A 17,362-nucleotide genomic window follows, 5' to 3' on the forward strand; every position below is an offset into this window, starting at 1 on the left:
GGCCGCTTTCCTGTGGCATTTGTGGTTTTATCTTGCATTTTGCGTCATCGTAAGGCACACTAAACCCACATTGAGTAGCAAAATCACACGTAATACCGGACAGATATCCACATATGTCAACAAATATTCCTCGGCACGCCCGCGTAGTGATCGTCGGTGGCGGCATCATTGGTTGCTCCGTCGCCTATCACCTGACCAAACTGGGCTGGACCGACGTCGTGCTGCTCGAACAGGGCCAGCTGTCCTGCGGCACCACCTGGCACGCGGCTGGCCTCGTCGGGCAGCTGCGCGCGCAGGAAAGCATGACCAAACTGATTCGCTATTCGACTGCGCTCTATGCCGAGCTGGAGGCCGACACCGGTCTCGCTACCGGCTGGAAGCAATGCGGTTCGCTATCGGTTGCGCGCACAGCCGAACGCATGACGCAACTCAAACGCACTGCCGCGGTAGCGCGCGCCTACGGCGTGGCCTGTGATGTGATCGGCCCGAAGGAAGCCGGCGATCTATGGCCGGTGATGCGCACTGACGATCTGCTCGGCGCGGTCTGGCTGCCCGGCGACGGCAAGGCAAATCCCACCGATCTCACACAAGCACTCGCACGCGGCGCACGCACACGCGGCGCACGCATCGTCGAGAACACACGCGTTACTGCGATCCATACGCGGCAAGCTGAAGCGGGCCGCGAAGTCAGCGGCCTCGCGTGGCGCAACAAGGACGGCGAAGAAGGCACCATCGCCGCAGAGATCGTCGTGAACTGCGCGGGCCAATGGGCGAAGGCGATCGGCAGGATGTGCGACGTGACCGTGCCGCTGCATTCCGCCGAGCACTACTACATCGTGACCGAGCGCATCGCGGGAGTGCATCCCGATCTGCCGGTGATGCGCGATCCGGACGGCTACATCTATTTCAAGGAAGAAGTGGGCGGCCTCGTGATGGGTGGCTTCGAGCCGAACGCGAAGCCCTGGGGCATGAATGGCATTCCGGAAAACTTCGAATTCCAGCTGCTGCCCGACGACTGGGATCAATTCCAGATCCTGATGGAAAACGCATTGCAGCGCGTTCCCGCGCTCGAAACCGCGCAGGTCAAGCAGTTCTACAACGGGCCGGAATCGTTCACACCGGACAACAACTTCATCCTCGGTGAAGCACCTGAATTGCGACGCTTCTTCGTCGGCGCGGGTTTCAATTCGATGGGGATCGCGTCGGCGGGCGGGGCAGGGATGGCGCTTGCCGAATGGATCGTCGCGGGTTCACCGACGATGGACCTGTGGCCCGTCGACATCCGTCGCTTCGCACGATTCAACGGCAACGACACGTGGCTGCACGACCGCGTGAAGGAGACGCTCGGTCTGCACTACGCGATGCCCTGGCCGAATCGCGAACTCGATACCGCGCGCCCGTTCCGTCGTTCGCCGCTTTACACATTGCTGCGCGACGAGGGTGCGTACTTCGGCAGCAAGATGGGTTGGGAGCGCCCGAATTTCTTCGCGCCGAGCCCGGCCGAAGCGCGCGTCGAATACGGATTCGGCCAGCAGAACTGGCTGCCGTGGAGCGGTGCGGAACATCGTGCGTGCCGTGAAGGCGTCGCGTTGTTCGACATGACGTCGTTCTCGAAACTGCTCGTCAAGGGACGCGACGCCGAAGCGGTACTGCAAGGCATCGTCGCTAACGATGTCGCCGTGCCGGTCGGCACGACCGTCTATACCGGCATGCTCAACGAGCGCGGCAACTACGAATCCGATTTCACGTTGACGCGTCTTGCCGACGATCAATACCTGATCGTCACAGGCTCCGCACAAACCACACGCGACTTCGACTACATCGAAAAATCGATTCCACACGACAAGCATTGCACGCTGGTCGATGTGACGGGCCAGTATGCGGTGCTCGCGGTGATGGGGCCGCGCGCTCGCGATTTGTTGCAGAGCGTATCGAAGGCCGATTGGAGCCCCGCAGCCTTTCCGTTCGGCCAGAGCCGCGAGGTCGATATCGGTTATGCAACCGTTCGCGCAACGCGCCTTACTTACGTCGGCGAGTTGGGCTGGGAACTCTACGTGCCGGTCGAATTCGCGGCCGGCGTGTACGAAACGCTGCATGCGGCAGGCAAGCCGTTTGGTCTCGTCAACGCGGGCTATTACGCCATCGATTCGCTGCGTATCGAGAAGGGATATCGCGCGTGGGGCCGCGAACTCACGCCTGATTACAACCCGTTCGAAGCAGGGCTGTCGTTTGCGTGCAAGCTCAACAAGGACATTCCGTTCCGTGGTCGCGAAGCGTTGCTGAAACTGCGCGACGAACCGCTGCGGCGTCGTATGGTGGTGCTCACCGTCGATGGCGCAAGCGATCGCATGGTGTGGGGCAGCGAAGCGATCCTGCGTGACGGCAAACCGGTCGGCTTCGTCACCTCCGCAGCGTTCGGGCATACGCTCGGCTGCCCGGTAGCAATGGGCTACATCAGCAATCCGGACGGTGTCGCCGATGCCTCTTACCTGAACAGCGGTCACTACACGATCGATCTCGCAGGCGAACTGCTGCCCGCCACGGTGCATCTGAAAGCACCGTACGATCCGCGCTCCGAGCGCGTGAAAAGCTGATCGAACGGAACCCGCTCATGGCCGCGCCTGCAAACAGCTACATCCTGAAACTGTCGTGTCCGGACCAGCCGGGTATCGTCAATGCCGTGTCGGCGGCGCTGCTCGAATGCGGTGCGAACATTGTCGATTCCGCGCAATTCGGCGACCGGCGCACTGCGCAATTTTTCATGCGCACGCATTTCCAGTTGCTCGCGAGCGATGCGACGTATGACGATCTATGCGCAAAGTTCGAACCGCTTGCGCAACGGTGGGGGATGCAATGGCAGATTGGCGACGCATCGCACAAGCCACGTGTGCTGCTGATGGTGTCGAAGTTCGGCCACTGTCTGAACGACCTGCTGTTTCGCTATCGCACCGGGCAGCTGAACATCGAAATTCCTGCGATCGTGTCGAATCACAAGGACTTTTATCAGCTGGCTGCGAGCTACAACATTCCCTATCATCACTTTCCGTTGCTAAAGGCGACGCCTGAATCGAAGGCTGCGCAGGAAGCGAAGATCTGGGACGTGATACAGGATCAGGCGATCGATCTCGTGGTGCTCGCGCGTTATATGCAGGTGCTATCCGCCGATATGTGCGAGAAGCTCGCGGGCCGCGCGATCAATATTCATCATTCGTTTCTGCCGAGCTTCAAGGGAGCAGGGCCGTACCAGCAGGCCTACGATCGCGGCGTCAAGCTGATCGGCGCAACGGCCCACTACGTCACCACCGATCTCGACGAAGGACCGATCATCGAGCAGGCCGTCGAACGCGTTGACCACGCGATGGACCCCGACGATCTGACGATGATCGGGCGCGACGTCGAATGTGTCGCGCTATCTCGGGCGGTGAAGTGGCACCTGGAGCATCGGGTGATTATCAACGGGCACCGGACGGTGGTGTTCCGCTGATCTTCAGCATCGTGCTTAGGTCGATGGCCTCGTCGATGTGAGACCTGTCGGCGGCCCATCGACGGCTGTCCACCCACCGTCGACCGACAACGAACTGCCGCTGATATAACTCGCCGCGTCGGATGCAAGGAAAGCGATCGCCGCACCCACTTCAGACGGCTGTCCCCAACGGTTGAACACGGTGTGCGCCGCATAGACGTTGTAGATGTCGGCACGTTCCTTGATCGGCGCGGTCAGCTTCGTCTCGATGATGCTCGGCATGATGGCGTTCACGCGGACGTTGTAGGGTCCGACTTCCGCGGCAAACGCTCGCACCATCTGCGCGATGCCGCTTTTGGACGCGGCGTAGATGCCCAATCCAGGCTCGATGGTGACCGCACGCATCGACGAACACGCGATGATGCTGCCCGAACCTTGCTGCTGCATCGGACGTCCAAAAGCACGCAGAAAGTGGAACGTGCCTTTCAGGTTCAGCGTCATGACACGGTCGTATTCTTCTTCCGTGTAATCCATGATCAGCTTGCGGATGTTCAACGCGGGAGTACTCACCGCAACGTCGACGACGCGGCGTGCGCGCACGACATCGGCTGCCAGCGCTTCGATCTGCTTGCCATCGGCGGCATCGATCTCGACTGCTTCTGCTTCGCTCACACTGTTGATCTCATCGGCAGTAGCCTTCGCGCCGTCGATATCCGCATCGGCGCAAACCACATAGGCACCGAGGCTGCCTAGCGCTTCCGCGGCGGCCTTGCCGATACCGGATGCCGCACCGATCACGACCGCCGTCTTACCGCTGAGATCAAACAGTTTTCGATAGTCTTGCATGTTCGGCTCCGAGGTTGCCCGACTCGATCGGGCAATGAGGTAAGCGACGATCGTTCACAACATCCACGCCAGCACCGGTGTGGATTGCAGATAGACCAACGCGGCCAGGACCGTCAGTAACGCGATGCTCCAGCCGATTACTTTACGGAAGATCAGACCTTCCTGCCCGATGATGCCCACGGCCGCAGCGCCCACCGCCAGACTCTGCGGCGAGATCATCTTGCCGAGTACGCCGCCCGACGCGTTGGCCGCCGCGAGCAGCGCAGCCGACAAGCCGGTTTCGTGTGCCGCCGCAGCCTGCAACGCACCGAATAGCGCGTTCGCCGAGTTGTCTGAACCTGTGACCGCGACACCGAGCCACCCGATCACCGGCGAAAGAAACGCAAATCCCGAACCGGTCCCTGCCAGCCATCGTCCTAGCGTAGTCGTTTGCCCAGAATAGTTCATCACAAACGCAAGAGCCATGACACCGAGTACGGTTGGAAAAGCCCATCGCAGTTGCACGAGGGTTCGACGATAGATGTCGATGGAAGCGCGCAGGGGGATTTTCAGCACGAATGCCGAGAGAATTCCCGACAACAGCAGCAGCGAGCCGGCGGCGGAAAACGTGTTGAGTGTAAAGACGACGCTAATCGCGGTGCCGTCCTCTGTCGTAATCGCGAGACCGGGCCACGCGAATTTCAGCGTGCCAGTCGCCAGGATTTTTTGCACGACGGGAAACTGTGCAATGGCGAAAATGACGACGATCAGGGCATACGGCACGTACGCTGTCATCAACTCCTTGCGCGAATGCCTGAGCGCAGCACCGACGGGCGCCGTAGTTACCGCATTCTCGAATGCACCGGCGGGCAGCCTGACAGGCGACCACGCTTTCAGGAACATCACGATGGCGCCGGCGGAAACCAGTGCAGCGATAACGTCGGCAAGGACAATCGAAAAGTAACTGGCGCTAAGCCATTGCGTAATGGCAAACGCAAACCCGGACACAATCGCGGCCGGCCAGATCTGGCGTAAGCCGCGTTTGCCGTCCATGATCCAGATCAGCACCAGCGGCACGATCGCAGCGACAACAGGCGTCTGCCGCCCAACGTGCTTGCCGATCTCTTCGAAGGAAATGCCGGTGACCTGGGCGAGCGTCGTGATCGGCACGGCGAGCGCGCCGAATGCAACCGGTGCGGTGTCCGCGACCAGTGCAATCGTTGCAGCCTTGACCGGTTTGACACCGATCGCGACCAGCATCGCGCCGGCAATGGCAACGGGCGTACCGGCACCGGCGAGCGCCTCGATCAGAGCGCCGAAGCAGAAGGCGATCAGGATGGCCTGGATGCGCGGATCGTCGCTGACAAGAGCAAAGCTATCGCGCAGGATCGCGAAGTGGCCCGACTGAACAGTGAGGTTGTACAGCCAGATCGCGTTGACGATAATCCAGCACACGGTCAGCAGGCCAAAAACCGCGCCGTATGCCGCGACGTCGAGAATCGTCAATACCGGCATGCCGTAGACGAAACCGCCAACCATCCCGCCGAACACAAGCGCAATTACCGCCGATAGATGCGGTGAGATTCTCAACCATCCGAGCATCAGAAACATCGAAGCGAGGGGCAGCGCCGCGAATAACGACGACACCAGGAGCGACCCGTAAGCGGGGTTGTAGGTTTGATGGAACATTGTCTCCTCCAGTTTTTATCGTCTATGCCGGCGTGCTATCTCCTCATAGTCGTCGGGCCCTGGCGGCGTCGGTCATGTGTGAACAGCGATGAAAGTCAGCGCGGTAGCGGCGCGAATTTAGCCGGCGTCATCAACTGGTTTTCCTGTGCAACCAGATAACCTGCCTGCGCGCTTCTTTCCAGATAGGCGATCCAGTCCGGATCGGCCTGAAGTTGTGCGCGACGCGCGCTGCGATCCGCCGCGTCCTGAAACACCCAGATATGCGTGTAGCAGTTCAGGCGGCCGGACTCGGCAACCATATAGGCGAGCGGTTCCCCGAGATGTTTGCGCTGAATGTCGAAGCCGTGCTCGGCATAGAGCGCGAGATGCTTGTGCAGTGCGCCAGGCCTTGCGGTATAGGTGCGAACATCGAGTAGCATGAATGAGCTCGTATCAGGGTAAACGGGAGGGCGCGAACGCCGCGGCAACGCTATCGTCGTGGGGACGAGTGCCTTCGCGCGCGCTTCGAGGTGAAGAAAATGCTACTGAGCGTAGCGCTCGGTGCGGTAGGACTTAACGTACTTTCTATTGGATTTTTCTTCGCGAGACAGACATGAAAGCGGGGCGCCAACCTGAAGCCACTCCAAACTTCGAGGTCTCCGACTTTGGCGGGACGGGGAGCGATTTCCTGTTCGACCTGGTGAAGCTGGAGGGGCGCAACGAACTGCCGCGGGCCTTCCTGCATCGGCATAGCTACTACCACATTCTCTGGATGTGCAATGCGCAAGGCCGACATGTGCTCGACTTCGACAGTTACGAAATCAAGCCGTATTCGGTCTTCTTTATTTCGCCGGGGCAGATCCACGGATGGACGTCGACGATCGACGCCAGCGGTTACGCGATCAATTTCAGCGCGGAGTTTTTCCTGCAACTATTTCCGCGTGCGGAAGAGCCCGCCGATTCTCCTTTCTTCCATATTGCCCACACGGACCCGGTTCTGTATCTCACGCCCGAGCAGCATGCCGAGCTGTTTCCGCTCTTGCTCGAACTCGAGAAAGAGTTCAAGAACCAGCAGCGCTGGCGCTACGATGTCGTGCGCTCGTTCTTGCAGATTCTCCTGATCCGGTTGCGTCGACTGCATCGGCCGCACGCCACGGAGTCGGTACTGCCGCGCAGCTATAGTCTGACGCGCAGCTTCAAGGTGTTGATCGAGGACCACTACCTCGAATTCGGTTCGGTGCAGGACTATGCGTCGCTGCTGTTCGTCACCGATCGAAAACTCAACGAAGCAGTCAAGGCGACGACGGGACGCACGGCGACCCAGTTGATCCACGACCGGGTGCTCATGGAAGCAAAGCGCTTGCTGGCGCAGTCGGAATTGAATGTCGCCGAAATTGCCTATCAACTCAACTTCGACGACTTCGCGTATTTCTGCCGTTTCTTTAAAAAGAATGTGCAGTTGACGCCTAGCGAGTTCAAGAAGAAATTCTCGGTTGCGTTTTCGTGAGCGCGCATTCTTCGAGCAGCTCGGCATACTCTCGCGCAAAGCGATGCACGTCGCCAGGCCAGCGCGCCGATACATAGCGGCCGTCGCGCACGACGAAGGCGGGCCGCTCGTCGCTGTCGCTATCGCGTGCAATGCCATCGGTCTTGCTGCGATAGTCGGGGGCATCGCGTGGTACGTCGAGAAAATCTTCGGGGCGGGCCAGCTCGCGCGTCACTTCCTGCTGAACCGACATGTAGCCGGCGGGCTGACCAGGCGACTCGCTGTAGGTGCGGTAATAGTCGGGATCCCAGAAGCGGGTGAATCGCGTGAGCGATGCGGCCTTGTGTTCCAGTGCCCACGTCAAGGCGGTCGTGCGCAATCCGTACAGTACCGATCGTCCGTCGGGGCGACGGCTGCGAGCGGCCAGCAGTACGCCGTGACAGATCGCAGCAATTGGCATCTCCGCAGCAAAGCACGCGGCGGTGACTGCCTGTAACTGTTCGCTCTCAAGATACTCGCGCATGCCGCGCGCCCGGTGACCACCCGCCAGCAGCAGGCCATCGAAGTTCGCGATGTCGATTGCATCCCAGCGCAGTGGGTTTTGAAACGCGGTGTCTGCGCGGAGTTGCGCGTAAGCGTTGCGAGCGTCGCGCCGCGCCCGCAGTATCAAACCGACCAGCGGCAGGCAGCGTAGGCCCGGAACCCAGCCCCACGGATCAAGGCCGCGGCCATCGATCATCAACGGATCGCATTCGGCGGGGCGGCCGTCCGGCGTGGCGAAACTGACGCGGTGTCCACGCGCCCGCAGAATCTGCCAGCTCACGGCGACTTCGCTCGGATCGGAATCGCGGGAAGGGAGCGGCATCAGGATATGTGCCGTGGTGCATTGCGCGGCATTGGCCGTCATAAGAATTTTTCCTCTCAGGATTTTGAATGCGCCGCGCATGCCGGTAAGGCGATGGCGGCGCTACCGATCCGGGTTCGAGCGTCGGTTCTCACGCCGATTGTGCCTGAGTCTTCTGGTGGCTTACCAGTGGGCGGTCGGATCGATACGGAGTGTTCCCAGCGTTGAGTTTTGCGCGTAGGCCGGGCAGGGGGCACGAGGATTGCTGATGACCGGGGAGAGCGGCGATGGGTTGCTCGAACAACGAACCGGAAGGAGGCACGCCATGTTGGGAACAATCTTGATTGTCGTATTGATACTGGTATTGATCGGTGCATTCCCGACCTGGCCGCACAGTCGTTCCTGGGGCTATGCGCCTAGCGGCACGTTAGGCGTGGTGCTGATCGTCCTGGTTGTGTTGCTGCTGTTGGGGCGGATATAAGCAGACCTGGCGCGCCGCTGGGAGGTGTGATTGCGGATCTCGACGAGAGACGAGACCGCGGTCAACCGGCGGCGCGTCGTTGCGCCAGTTGCTCGAGGATGCGTGCATGCGCCGATCGATCGAGCCGGTACAGCAGCATGAGCAGCACGCCGGTAATGGAAAGGAGCGCGGCACCAGGGCCATAGGCCAGGCCGAGCACGGCGACCGTCTCCGGGCGCAACGCGACCTCGACACCTGCTTGCGCCGCAGCGCCACTCGGCAATCCGCTGAACTCCAGCACCAGACCTGCTATCAACGCACCGCCGCCCGTCGCGACTTTGCTGGCGAACGACCAGCCCGCAAAGTAGAGCCCTTCGCGGCGGTGACCGAACAGGTACTCGTGTTCGTCGGCGGCGTCGGCGAGCATCGACGAAGCGGCAATCGCCGCGGCAGTCAGAGCAAGCCCACCGATCGCGGCATTCGCGACGAGCAGCAGCACGAGCGGCGGGCCCTCCAGCGCAAGCAACCCGACGAGTCGCAGCGTGGCAGGTAACGTCTGCGTGGCGATCAGGACGCACACACTGAGCAGCAGCATCCGTTTCTTGTCGAAGCGTGGCGCGACGAGGCCGATCAGTGGCGCACCGATCAGCAGCCCGCAAAAATACGCGACCGTGACGAGCTTGATGCTATCGGCATGAAGTCGCCAGAAATAGGTATTCGCATGCAGGCCGAGCGACATCGCGACGCCCTGCGCCGCGAAGAACAGCACCGACGCACCGAACAGGATGCGAAACGACCGGTTGCGAAAAATCTCGGCGACGCCTGCGAGCAATGCACGCAGCCAGTCCGAACGATCTTCGGTAACGACATGCGCGCGATGCCGCAGCTTGAAGCTGCCCCATATCGCGACCAGCGCACCGAGCGTTGCCACGATGGCGCACGTCAAGGCGAATGGCGAATACGCGTCACGATGCGAAAGGCCACCCGCACCCTTGAAGAAGAAACCGAAACCGATCAGCACGGCGGCGAGTGCACCGACCATGCCGAGACCCCAGCGCCACGCGGCGACCTTCGAGCGTTCCGCGTAGTCGTCGGTCAGTTCCGCGCCGAGCGCGAGGTACGGCAGATTGAACAGCGACACTGACAGCCGCAGCATCACCGACAACAGAAGCAGCATCACGAACAGCGTCGTGGCAGATACGCCGGCAGGCAGCGAGAAAATCAGCACGAATGCAATCATTGCGAGCGGCAGGCCCAGCAGCATGAACGGCAGGCGTCTGCCGAGCCGGGAGCGCCATCGGTCGGAAACGGAACCGATTAGCGGGTCCAGCACCGCGTCGACGACCAGTCCGGCCGACAGTGCGAGTCCCGCGGGGCCGCCAGCCACGCCGCATACGCTAGTGAAGTAGAACAGCCCGAACACGGTCAACCCGTTGTTGGTCACCGTGTCGACGAACGCGCCTGCGCCATACGCGATCTTGGGGGCAAGCGGCAGCGGAGCGTGCCGTGCCGCGGTGGAATCGAGCGTGGCGTCGACGGGGACGTTCTGGGTGGTCTCGGTGGTGCTCATGAGAAATGTCGACCCTTCACTCGATACGCAGGCGCGATGGCCCGCAAGGGCACGCAGATGAGGCGAATGTCTGTAGCAGTCGGCACGATCGGGTTAGATGCAGTGGATAGAGTCGTTTGGACGGACGTGTTCTTCGCGACGGAATGAGACTGTCAGGTAGATCTTTTACAGTACGTTCGTGGCAAACGACACATACCCTGGCGATGATACGGATAAACCGTGAAGCGACGGAGGTTTCTCGTTTGCACTGCGCCCGCCGCTTCTTCTTTGACGCCATCACAGAGCTTTGGTCTTTAGCCAGGAACGAATAGCCTGAATGTGCTCTGCCTTGCACTCAAGGGGCAGCCAATGCCCGGCGGGCAAATCGATCACGGAGAGGTCTGTGCTGGCGGTCCGCATGGGTTCGCCCTGACGATTGCCGACGATGGTACAGATCTGGTCGAAATGACCATTGACGAAGAGCACCGGCTGCGACAGACGGCCGCCATCGGCTGCCTTGCGCGCATAGGCAATATTGGCATCATCGTTCAGGTACCACGCGCATGCGGGACGGAAACCATGCACGTTGAACCGTTCGACGAGCACCTCGAAGTCCGCTGGCGGCCAGATGTCCGGATCAGGTCGAGTCGGAGGGGCACGATGCGCTTCGCCGAAGCGTCCTCCCTTTCTCGTGACTTCCGCGCTGGGCGATATCTTGCCAACGCCGTCTGGTTTTCCCTTTTGAAAAATAGAAGCCAACGATGCGACCCGGTCTGCATCAAGGTCGGCGACCGCAGATTCGAAGTGGTTCATGTAGTAGCGGTAATAGTCCCATTGACCATCCGGATACTGCTCAGTGGGGTAAATCGCGCGGTCGACCAGAGGGACAACGGTGCTTAGGGCATGTCCGTCGGGTTGATATGCGAGGGAAGTCAGTACTACGCCGCGGCTACGTCGAGGCTCATGGGCGGCTAGCTCGGCGGCGACCACGCTGCCCCAATCGTGACCGACCCAGACAGCGGGCTCGCCGCCAAGGTGGTCGTGGAGCGCCACCATGTCTGCCACGATTGCCTCTATGGTGTAGGCAGTGTTTACCAAAGGAACTGACGAGCCACCATAGCCGCGCAAATCGGGCGCGATGCAGTGCCATCCATCAGCGGCGAAAGCGTCCAGCTGCGCCCGCCACATCAAGCCGATACTCGGCCAGCCGTGAAGAAAAATCATCAGCGGTCCGTTAGCCGGCCCGCACTCGAGGAAGTGCGTCGTTTGATCAATCATGCTGAACGTACGCGAAACTAGCGTGGTTCGATTCGAGTTCGTCATGGTTGAATTCTCCGGTTTAGTCGCTGCATTACACGCGCTTCGTGCCACCAATCATTAGCGCGACGCCCATCAAGGCTATCGCGCCCGAAACCAGCTTCACCAGGGTCAAAGGCTCGTGTAGCAGGACCGCCGAGAGACCCAGCGCGACCACGGGTGCGGCGTAGTTGAAGGTGTTTGCAAGGGTTGATGAAACTTCTGCATTGAGCTTGAGGAACACGGCGTAGCCAATGAGCGTGCTGGCTACGACGAGAAACGCAATCGCGGCCCACGCGGACGCTGGAACATTCGCGAGGTGAGTTGTAGCTGCGATGCCCGACACCGTGACGATTGCGCTGAGGACCACGCTGGCCGACACGAGTTGTACTGTGAGACTGAGCACGGGGTCGCGAGGCAAAGCCACGCGAGACGCCAGCAGTGAACCTGCTGCCCATGCCGCACATGCTGTCAGTGCAAGCGCTGCGCCCATTGGGCGGAAGTCGCTGCCGGTTGCGGATGTCCAGCCCATCAGTGCAAGGCCGACAATGCCGACGGCGACTCCGGCTACCTGGCGAGCCGCCAGGGGCCGATGAAAAACGGCCCATGCGAAGAGCGCCAGAAAGAGCGGTGAAGATGAGCCGAAGATCGCAGCCACGCCGGCTGGCAGAAAATGGGTTCCCCAGACGGCGAGCGCCTGACTCGCAACCAGCATCGTGATGCCGATGAGTGCGGCACCCGCCACCTCGCGTGCTGACGCAGGCGCGCGCCGCCAGCGCGTAATTCCGAACGGAAGCATGAAGAGCGCTGCGAGCGAGAAGCGAAGTGTTGCGACCATCAAGGGATGCATGGCGTTCCCGGCTACCTTGAACGCCAGGAAGTTCGCGCCGTTGTAGAACCATTGATAGCCGACAGCGAGGGCGACCAACCCGCGATGCGTGCGCCAGTCCATCGGTGTCGTGGTCGCGAGACTCATTCCATGTCCGCCGGCAGAGCGAAGCGATGTTCGATGGTGGCGTTCGGTCGATGCGACGGGTCGTCGTGAGGGAGGGGCGTGCGATACGCGTGGACCGGGTTCATGGTTCGTCTCTTGATGCGGAGTAGATTCGATACTAGCGATCCGATAGTTATCCGGATAATGCTGAAGCAGAATACGTGTTATCCAATTTTCGGGTAAGAAGGATCGAGATTAATCAACTCAGGATTTAGGGAGGCGGCAGTGGAATCGCAGTTCATCGAGTACTTCCTGCGTGTTGCGGAACTTGGCAGCATCAACAAGGCCGCAGCGGACTTACGACTGTCGCAGCCGGCGTTGTCGCGCCACATCGGGCAGCTGGAGCATCAGCTGCGTGCGACCCTCTTCACGCGCACCAAAGGCGGTGTCCGGCTAACCGAGGCCGGTGAATTACTGCAGGAACGCGCGCGACCGATTATTCGGCAACTGTCGTCCCTGGTTGAACAGGTGGGTGACCGCGCGGCCGGACAGCTCTCTCTAGGCGTTGCGCCGTCCTGGCGACATCTCTTCACAACGAAATTTATCCAGCGACTTGTCGCCCAATACCCGGGCGTACGATTGCGCATCCACGAGGGTGTAAGCCATGAGTTGCGTGAAGCCATGCATGCCGGAATGCTCGACCTTGCGATAGTCCCGTTTGAAGGTTCACCACCGCAGGGCTATGTTCATAAGCCACTGGTACGGGAGCCACTCATTCTTGTTGGAGCGAAAGACAGCGGCTTACGGCCAGACAAGCCCGTGCCGCTATCGCGACTCGACAATCGCAAACTCGCTCTTGCCAGCAGGCAGAACGTCATCAGAACAACCATTGAGAATTCGATGGCTCGTCGCAATCTCCAGTTCAACTTGCTGTTCGAACTGGACGCGATGCATCTGTCGATGGAGCTGGCGAGTCAAGGTATCGCGGACACGGTGTCGCCGTGCTGTGCAGTTAGCGGCAATGCATACTGGGACGATTCGATTTCGTGGAGCCCCATTCGAGGCCTCCACATGACGTGGGCGCTCTGCGAAAATTCTGCGCGCTCACACTCGCCAGCGGTTAGTGAGGGTCGGCGGCTCGTGCTCGATGTGGTCGACGAAATTATTCAGAGCAACAGCTGGCTTGACGCCGAGCGGCTTAAGAAATTGTAGAGATGGTCAATCGCAATGGCCTGCGTGCCGCGTCCACCGCCAGATGCAGCCTGGTGCTCACTCCACCTCGGGGAAGCCTGGGCGCTGTTGTATATGTCATCACTCGACAGCGTTCGAATCATCCGGTCCAGCTCGCGCAAAACACAAGGTGTAAACGCATTCCAGAAAATGTACACCGCACCTCGTGCACATACCTCACTTCGCACGCTTAGGTTTCGCCTTTGCACCGGATGCATTGAGCGCGACCGCAGCAAGAATAAGCGCCTTGAACGCCTTCGCGTCGATCTCTTCTCCTTCATGGATATCGATCGCACGTCTCGTGTTCCCATCGAGACTCGAGTTGAAGAGCCCGGCCGGGTCCTTCAACGAAGCGCCCTTGGCGAAGGTCAACTTGACGACCGCCTTGTAGGACTCCCCGGTGCAGATGATTCCGTCGTGCGACCAGACCGGCGTGCCGCGCCACTTCCATTCTTCGACGACATCCGGGACCGCGTTTTTGATGAGCTCGCGCATCCGGCTCAAGGTCGCTCCACGCCAGTCGCCGAGCTCGACGATTTTCTGGTCGATCAGTTCAGATGCAGGCTGATTCCCGGTTGAATCCGGCTGTGTCATGTCTCCTCCTTGAAGCGTGTTAGTCGTCGCCTTTTGCCACGATTGCACCCGCAATCCGATGACGCGCCAGCGACGCCGCGACAAACCCCGATGCTTTCATCTCTTCGACAAACCCGGACAGGTACGCGGCCGCTTCTTCGCCTCTTGCCTTCGGCACGCCCATCGCCTGGCGAATCACCATGAACCGTTGGTCGAGTATGCGTAACCCACCGGTCTTTGCGGCATCGCTTTCCAGCTGTTGCTTGACGCCTGCGGCCACGTCGAGATGCTGATCGAGAAATCCCTGCACCACAGCGGGCGAGAGTGGAATCCGCACGATCTTCGCGTGATGCAATTCGCGCGTGAGGAACAGATCGTACGCGCTGTCCGTGCCAACCGCGACCGTTATGCCTGGTTGATCGACCTGATCGTTGGTCGTAATCGGCGACGTGTCGCGTACCAGATAAAAGCCTTCGATCAACACATACGGCTTCGTGAAACTGATTTCCTGGCCGCGCTTCGGATCGACGGCGAAGAAGCCGACGTCGGCGTTGCCTTGATTGACGTTATCGACGGACGCGCCCGCCGACTTGACCACGACGAGTTGCAGCGGCACACCGAGACGGCTAGCGAGTTCGGTGGCGAGATCAACCGATACGCCAACCGCTTTGCCGGTTGCCGGGTCGAGACTGGCCAGTACCGGGTTCCCGAGATTGATCGACGCGCGTAGCGTGCCGTGTGGCGCAAATACTTTCGTCATGGATTCACCTGCGTGCTGTGTGGTTTGCGCGAATGCGGAACTGGGCGGGACGATACCGACTGTCAGCGAGACGGACAGCATCGCCACGAGAGTCACCCAGCGTTTCATTGTAGAAAGCTTTGTCATCTTCGTATGCCCTCTATTTGGCGGACTCGCATGGTCTTTGGCATGCGCCTGCCGTATCTTCCTTGAAAAGCGTCGCGCGTGACGACAAAGTGTCGCTGCCCGTTTCACGGGAATATCCGGCAACGAGCCCGTGTCTCCTCAGGGCATGTCGTACCATACGCCGCTCCAGAGTCGGTATTCTCCCCACACGCACCGCCAGGAGGAAACGCAAGTGCAACTGATACTGCGCCGTTTGCAGCTCACCTCCGGTGTGGTGATGCTCGTCTACGTGTTTCTCCATCTGGTCAATCACGCGCTCGGCATCTGGTCGCTTGAACTTGCCGGACAGGGCCTGACGCTTGCCATACGACTCTGGCACAGCGTGCCCGGAACGATCCTGCTGTACGGCTCAGCTGCTCTGCATTTTTCACTGGCTATGCATACGCTGTACGGGCGTCGCCACTGGACACTGCCGCTCACCGACTGGGTCCGTCTTTGGGCCGGCCTAAGTCTTCCGCTTCTGCTCATTGGCCATGCGGTGTCGACGCGCCTTGCTGCCTCGCTCTATGGATTCGAACCGAACTATGAGCGGATCGTGATATCGCTGATTACGGGCGGCACGCAAGGCTTGCAACTTGCGCTGCTCGCCCCGGGCTGGGTGCACGGTTGCCTTGGACTGTGGCTGCGCTTTCGACACCACGAGACGGTGCGTCGCGCGAAGCCGATACTGCTTGCTGTACTGATTCTTCTGCCGCTGTTGTCGGCGGTCGGATTCATTCAGATGACCCGCGCGGTCGAAGCAGCGCATGTCATCCTTCCGCGGCCCGATGCGGTACTGGTCGAGCATCGGCTCTCTCTCGATGCCTGGCGTCACAATCTCCTTGTGCTCTACGTGTCGCTGATCATCGGTGCTGTTCTGGCCGGCCACTTGCGTAACTGGATCGAGCGTCGAGCGGCGTAGCCGCATTCAAAGACCCGATACGCTGACCTTCCCGACACTCTCCGGCTCGACCATCCGGTCGTCCTCACCCGACATCGGTCCAAAACCCGTCGGCACGACGACGAGTGGGTGCGCGGTCGCGTCATGCCTGTCGTCGTGCTTGTCGGCCAGTGCGAACGCCTCGGAAATAATCTTCTGCACGTCCTGACGCATCATCGTCACCTCAAACGGCAGATGCGCAGCAAAAGGATCCCAGTCGAAGCAGCCGACCACCGTCGATTGCCAGGCATCGCGCGACAAACTCGACGCGAACTGCACCAGCCCTTCAAACGCGGTAATCGAATTCATCAGCAAGCCGGCGGGAAGCCGGCCCAGGCTCTCATAGCGGCGCGCGAGCGCAAGCCTCGCCGACGACGCGGCATAACCGAAGCATTCCACGGCATCGGCGGCCGGGCTGATGCCCCGCGCTTCGAACGCATCGCGATAGCCGGCGATGCGCATATCCGTCGCATACTCGTCGGTCACGCCGCCAAGAAAGAGCAGTTCATCGGGCGCGTTACCGCGCGCCTTCATCTTGTCCATCAACACGTCTGCCAGCGCACGAGCGCCGCCGCGATTGTCGGACACCACCGAAGGCGCACCTTCGCCAGGCAGATCGACGTTGATGCAGGGAATCCCCGCTGCCGAGCAGAGTGCATCGAGCGGCGTCGGATTTCGCACACCGGCGATAAACAGCAACTCCACCTGCTGCGAAATCAGCGTCTCGGTCACGCTCGCTTCCACAGCAGGATCGCGCTGAGTACTGACCACGATCGGGCACAACCCGCGGTTGCGCGCATGGTCTTCGAAAGTCTCGGCAAGCCCCGCAAAAAAACGATTGCGATAGTGCGGAAGAATCATGCCGGCCAGTCCGGAACGCGAGAGTCGCAACCCGCGCGCTTTCATGTTCACGTTGTAGCCGAGCTGCGCCGCGCTCGCGAGGATGCGCTGCGCAGTTTCCTCCTTGATGCGATAGCGCGCCCAGGTGCCGTTCAGCACCATGCTCACCGCGGATATCGAAGAACCCGTTGCCTTCGCGATGTCGTAGATCGTGGACTTGCGGTTCGTGGGGTTGCGGGCCATCGGCGGTTCACTCCAGAGATCGATCTCGTTCTTGTCCGGCAGACGGTAGCGCTTCTGCCGGATCAATCCATTTCGGGTATTCACCTAGTTGACGTACGTGCTGAATG

16 protein-coding genes are annotated in these 17,362 nt (G+C 60.5%); 6 read left to right on the plus strand and 10 right to left on the minus strand.

What is annotated here, in order from left to right; genetic code table 11:
• Positions 1-113: 113 nt before the first annotated feature.
• Together FNZ07_RS17830 and purU are read left to right on the plus strand one after the other, a co-directional pair.
• Entirely contained in the window at positions 114-2,594 is a 2,481-nt protein-coding gene (locus tag FNZ07_RS17830) for a GcvT family protein (protein ID WP_091010550.1), read from the plus strand.
• 17 nt (positions 2,595-2,611) lie between these two features.
• Positions 2,612-3,484: a formyltetrahydrofolate deformylase gene (gene purU, locus FNZ07_RS17835; protein ID WP_091010553.1), complete on the plus strand. Its 873-nt coding sequence runs from the start codon at positions 2,612-2,614 to the stop codon at positions 3,482-3,484.
• A gap of 15 nt (positions 3,485-3,499) precedes the next feature.
• Here the strand turns inward: purU and FNZ07_RS17840 are convergent, their stop codons facing one another.
• The 3 genes from FNZ07_RS17840 to FNZ07_RS17850 all read right to left on the minus strand — a co-directional run bounded on the left by FNZ07_RS17840 (position 3,500) and on the right by FNZ07_RS17850 (position 6,396).
• The gene (locus FNZ07_RS17840; RefSeq protein ID WP_091010557.1) at positions 3,500-4,309 is read right to left on the minus strand and encodes an SDR family NAD(P)-dependent oxidoreductase; all 810 of its coding nucleotides are present in this window, start codon (positions 4,307-4,309) and stop codon (positions 3,500-3,502) included.
• Positions 4,310-4,363: 54 nt separating this feature from the next.
• Positions 4,364-5,977 carry an L-lactate permease gene (locus FNZ07_RS17845; protein WP_091010559.1) on the minus strand — a complete coding sequence of 538 codons (1,614 nt, stop codon included), beginning with the start codon at positions 5,975-5,977 and terminating at the stop codon, positions 4,364-4,366.
• A 95-nt stretch (positions 5,978-6,072) separates the two neighbouring features.
• Positions 6,073-6,396 (minus strand): NIPSNAP family protein, encoded by a 324-nt coding sequence (locus FNZ07_RS17850; RefSeq protein WP_091010561.1) that lies wholly within the window; start codon positions 6,394-6,396, stop codon positions 6,073-6,075.
• A gap of 173 nt (positions 6,397-6,569) precedes the next feature.
• Between FNZ07_RS17850 and FNZ07_RS17855 the strand changes: the two genes are divergently transcribed.
• Positions 6,570-7,463: a helix-turn-helix domain-containing protein gene (locus FNZ07_RS17855; protein WP_091010563.1), complete on the plus strand. Its 894-nt coding sequence runs from the start codon at positions 6,570-6,572 to the stop codon at positions 7,461-7,463.
• Here FNZ07_RS17855 and FNZ07_RS17860 read toward each other — a convergent pair.
• On the minus strand, positions 7,432-8,349 hold the full coding sequence (locus tag FNZ07_RS17860) for a type 1 glutamine amidotransferase domain-containing protein (RefSeq protein ID WP_091010565.1): 918 nt from the start codon (positions 8,347-8,349) through the stop codon (positions 7,432-7,434). The genes FNZ07_RS17855 and FNZ07_RS17860 overlap by 32 nt on opposite strands.
• Before the next feature lie 262 nt (positions 8,350-8,611).
• On the opposite strand from FNZ07_RS17860, the gene FNZ07_RS17865 reads away from it, so the two are divergent.
• Entirely contained in the window at positions 8,612-8,767 is a 156-nt protein-coding gene (locus tag FNZ07_RS17865) for a DUF3309 family protein (RefSeq protein WP_091010927.1), read from the plus strand.
• 61 nt (positions 8,768-8,828) lie between these two features.
• On the opposite strand, the gene FNZ07_RS17870 is transcribed toward FNZ07_RS17865, so the two are convergent.
• The 3 genes from FNZ07_RS17870 to FNZ07_RS17880 all read right to left on the minus strand — a co-directional run bounded on the left by FNZ07_RS17870 (position 8,829) and on the right by FNZ07_RS17880 (position 12,567).
• Positions 8,829-10,316: an MFS transporter gene (locus tag FNZ07_RS17870; RefSeq protein WP_091010567.1), complete on the minus strand. Its 1,488-nt coding sequence runs from the start codon at positions 10,314-10,316 to the stop codon at positions 8,829-8,831.
• A gap of 276 nt (positions 10,317-10,592) precedes the next feature.
• Complete coding sequence (locus FNZ07_RS17875; RefSeq protein WP_091010569.1) at positions 10,593-11,618, minus strand: alpha/beta hydrolase; 1,026 nt, start codon at positions 11,616-11,618, stop codon at positions 10,593-10,595.
• A gap of 28 nt (positions 11,619-11,646) precedes the next feature.
• Positions 11,647-12,567: a DMT family transporter gene (locus FNZ07_RS17880; RefSeq protein ID WP_091010571.1), complete on the minus strand. Its 921-nt coding sequence runs from the start codon at positions 12,565-12,567 to the stop codon at positions 11,647-11,649.
• 243 nt (positions 12,568-12,810) lie between these two features.
• On the opposite strand from FNZ07_RS17880, the gene FNZ07_RS17885 reads away from it, so the two are divergent.
• Positions 12,811-13,737 (plus strand): LysR family transcriptional regulator, encoded by a 927-nt coding sequence (locus FNZ07_RS17885; protein ID WP_091010574.1) that lies wholly within the window; start codon positions 12,811-12,813, stop codon positions 13,735-13,737.
• Positions 13,738-13,932: 195 nt separating this feature from the next.
• Here the strand turns inward: FNZ07_RS17885 and FNZ07_RS17890 are convergent, their stop codons facing one another.
• Together FNZ07_RS17890 and FNZ07_RS17895 are read right to left on the minus strand one after the other, a co-directional pair.
• A complete protein-coding gene (locus FNZ07_RS17890; RefSeq protein WP_091010576.1) occupies positions 13,933-14,349 on the minus strand; it encodes a DUF1801 domain-containing protein in 417 nt (138 codons plus the stop codon).
• 19 nt (positions 14,350-14,368) lie between these two features.
• Positions 14,369-15,088, minus strand: a complete 720-nt coding sequence (locus FNZ07_RS17895) for an ABC transporter substrate-binding protein (RefSeq protein ID WP_245811420.1) — start codon at positions 15,086-15,088, stop codon at positions 14,369-14,371.
• A gap of 337 nt (positions 15,089-15,425) precedes the next feature.
• On the opposite strand from FNZ07_RS17895, the gene FNZ07_RS17900 reads away from it, so the two are divergent.
• Positions 15,426-16,154, plus strand: a complete 729-nt coding sequence (locus tag FNZ07_RS17900) for a hypothetical protein (RefSeq protein WP_245811421.1) — start codon at positions 15,426-15,428, stop codon at positions 16,152-16,154.
• Positions 16,155-16,160: 6 nt separating this feature from the next.
• Here the strand turns inward: FNZ07_RS17900 and FNZ07_RS17905 are convergent, their stop codons facing one another.
• Positions 16,161-17,339: a LacI family DNA-binding transcriptional regulator gene (locus FNZ07_RS17905; RefSeq protein ID WP_245811422.1), complete on the minus strand. Its 1,179-nt coding sequence runs from the start codon at positions 17,337-17,339 to the stop codon at positions 16,161-16,163.
• Between the last annotated feature and the right edge of the window lie 23 nt (positions 17,340-17,362).

The sequence above is a fragment of the Paraburkholderia megapolitana genome, from assembly GCF_007556815.1.
Classification (GTDB): domain Bacteria; phylum Pseudomonadota; class Gammaproteobacteria; order Burkholderiales; family Burkholderiaceae; genus Paraburkholderia; species Paraburkholderia megapolitana.

What these genes read in the sequence shown, in the direction of transcription:
- FNZ07_RS17890 (WP_091010576.1), bottom strand. Translation starts at nt 14,349, where the DNA reads ATGACACAGCCGGATTCAACCGGGAATCAGCCTGCATCTGAACTGATC.
- FNZ07_RS17895 (WP_245811420.1), bottom strand. Translation starts at nt 15,088, where the DNA reads ATGACGAAAGTATTTGCGCCACACGGCACGCTACGCGCGTCGATCAAT.
- FNZ07_RS17875 (WP_091010569.1), bottom strand. Translation starts at nt 11,618, where the DNA reads ATGACGAACTCGAATCGAACCACGCTAGTTTCGCGTACGTTCAGCATG.
- FNZ07_RS17830 (WP_091010550.1), top strand. Translation starts at nt 114, where the DNA reads ATGTCAACAAATATTCCTCGGCACGCCCGCGTAGTGATCGTCGGTGGC.
- FNZ07_RS17845 (WP_091010559.1), bottom strand. Translation starts at nt 5,977, where the DNA reads ATGTTCCATCAAACCTACAACCCCGCTTACGGGTCGCTCCTGGTGTCG.
- FNZ07_RS17870 (WP_091010567.1), bottom strand. Translation starts at nt 10,316, where the DNA reads ATGAGCACCACCGAGACCACCCAGAACGTCCCCGTCGACGCCACGCTC.
- purU (WP_091010553.1), top strand. Translation starts at nt 2,612, where the DNA reads ATGGCCGCGCCTGCAAACAGCTACATCCTGAAACTGTCGTGTCCGGAC.
- FNZ07_RS17860 (WP_091010565.1), bottom strand. Translation starts at nt 8,349, where the DNA reads ATGACGGCCAATGCCGCGCAATGCACCACGGCACATATCCTGATGCCG.
- FNZ07_RS17865 (WP_091010927.1), top strand. Translation starts at nt 8,612, where the DNA reads ATGTTGGGAACAATCTTGATTGTCGTATTGATACTGGTATTGATCGGT.
- FNZ07_RS17880 (WP_091010571.1), bottom strand. Translation starts at nt 12,567, where the DNA reads ATGAGTCTCGCGACCACGACACCGATGGACTGGCGCACGCATCGCGGG.
- FNZ07_RS17850 (WP_091010561.1), bottom strand. Translation starts at nt 6,396, where the DNA reads ATGCTACTCGATGTTCGCACCTATACCGCAAGGCCTGGCGCACTGCAC.
- FNZ07_RS17855 (WP_091010563.1), top strand. Translation starts at nt 6,570, where the DNA reads ATGAAAGCGGGGCGCCAACCTGAAGCCACTCCAAACTTCGAGGTCTCC.
- FNZ07_RS17840 (WP_091010557.1), bottom strand. Translation starts at nt 4,309, where the DNA reads ATGCAAGACTATCGAAAACTGTTTGATCTCAGCGGTAAGACGGCGGTC.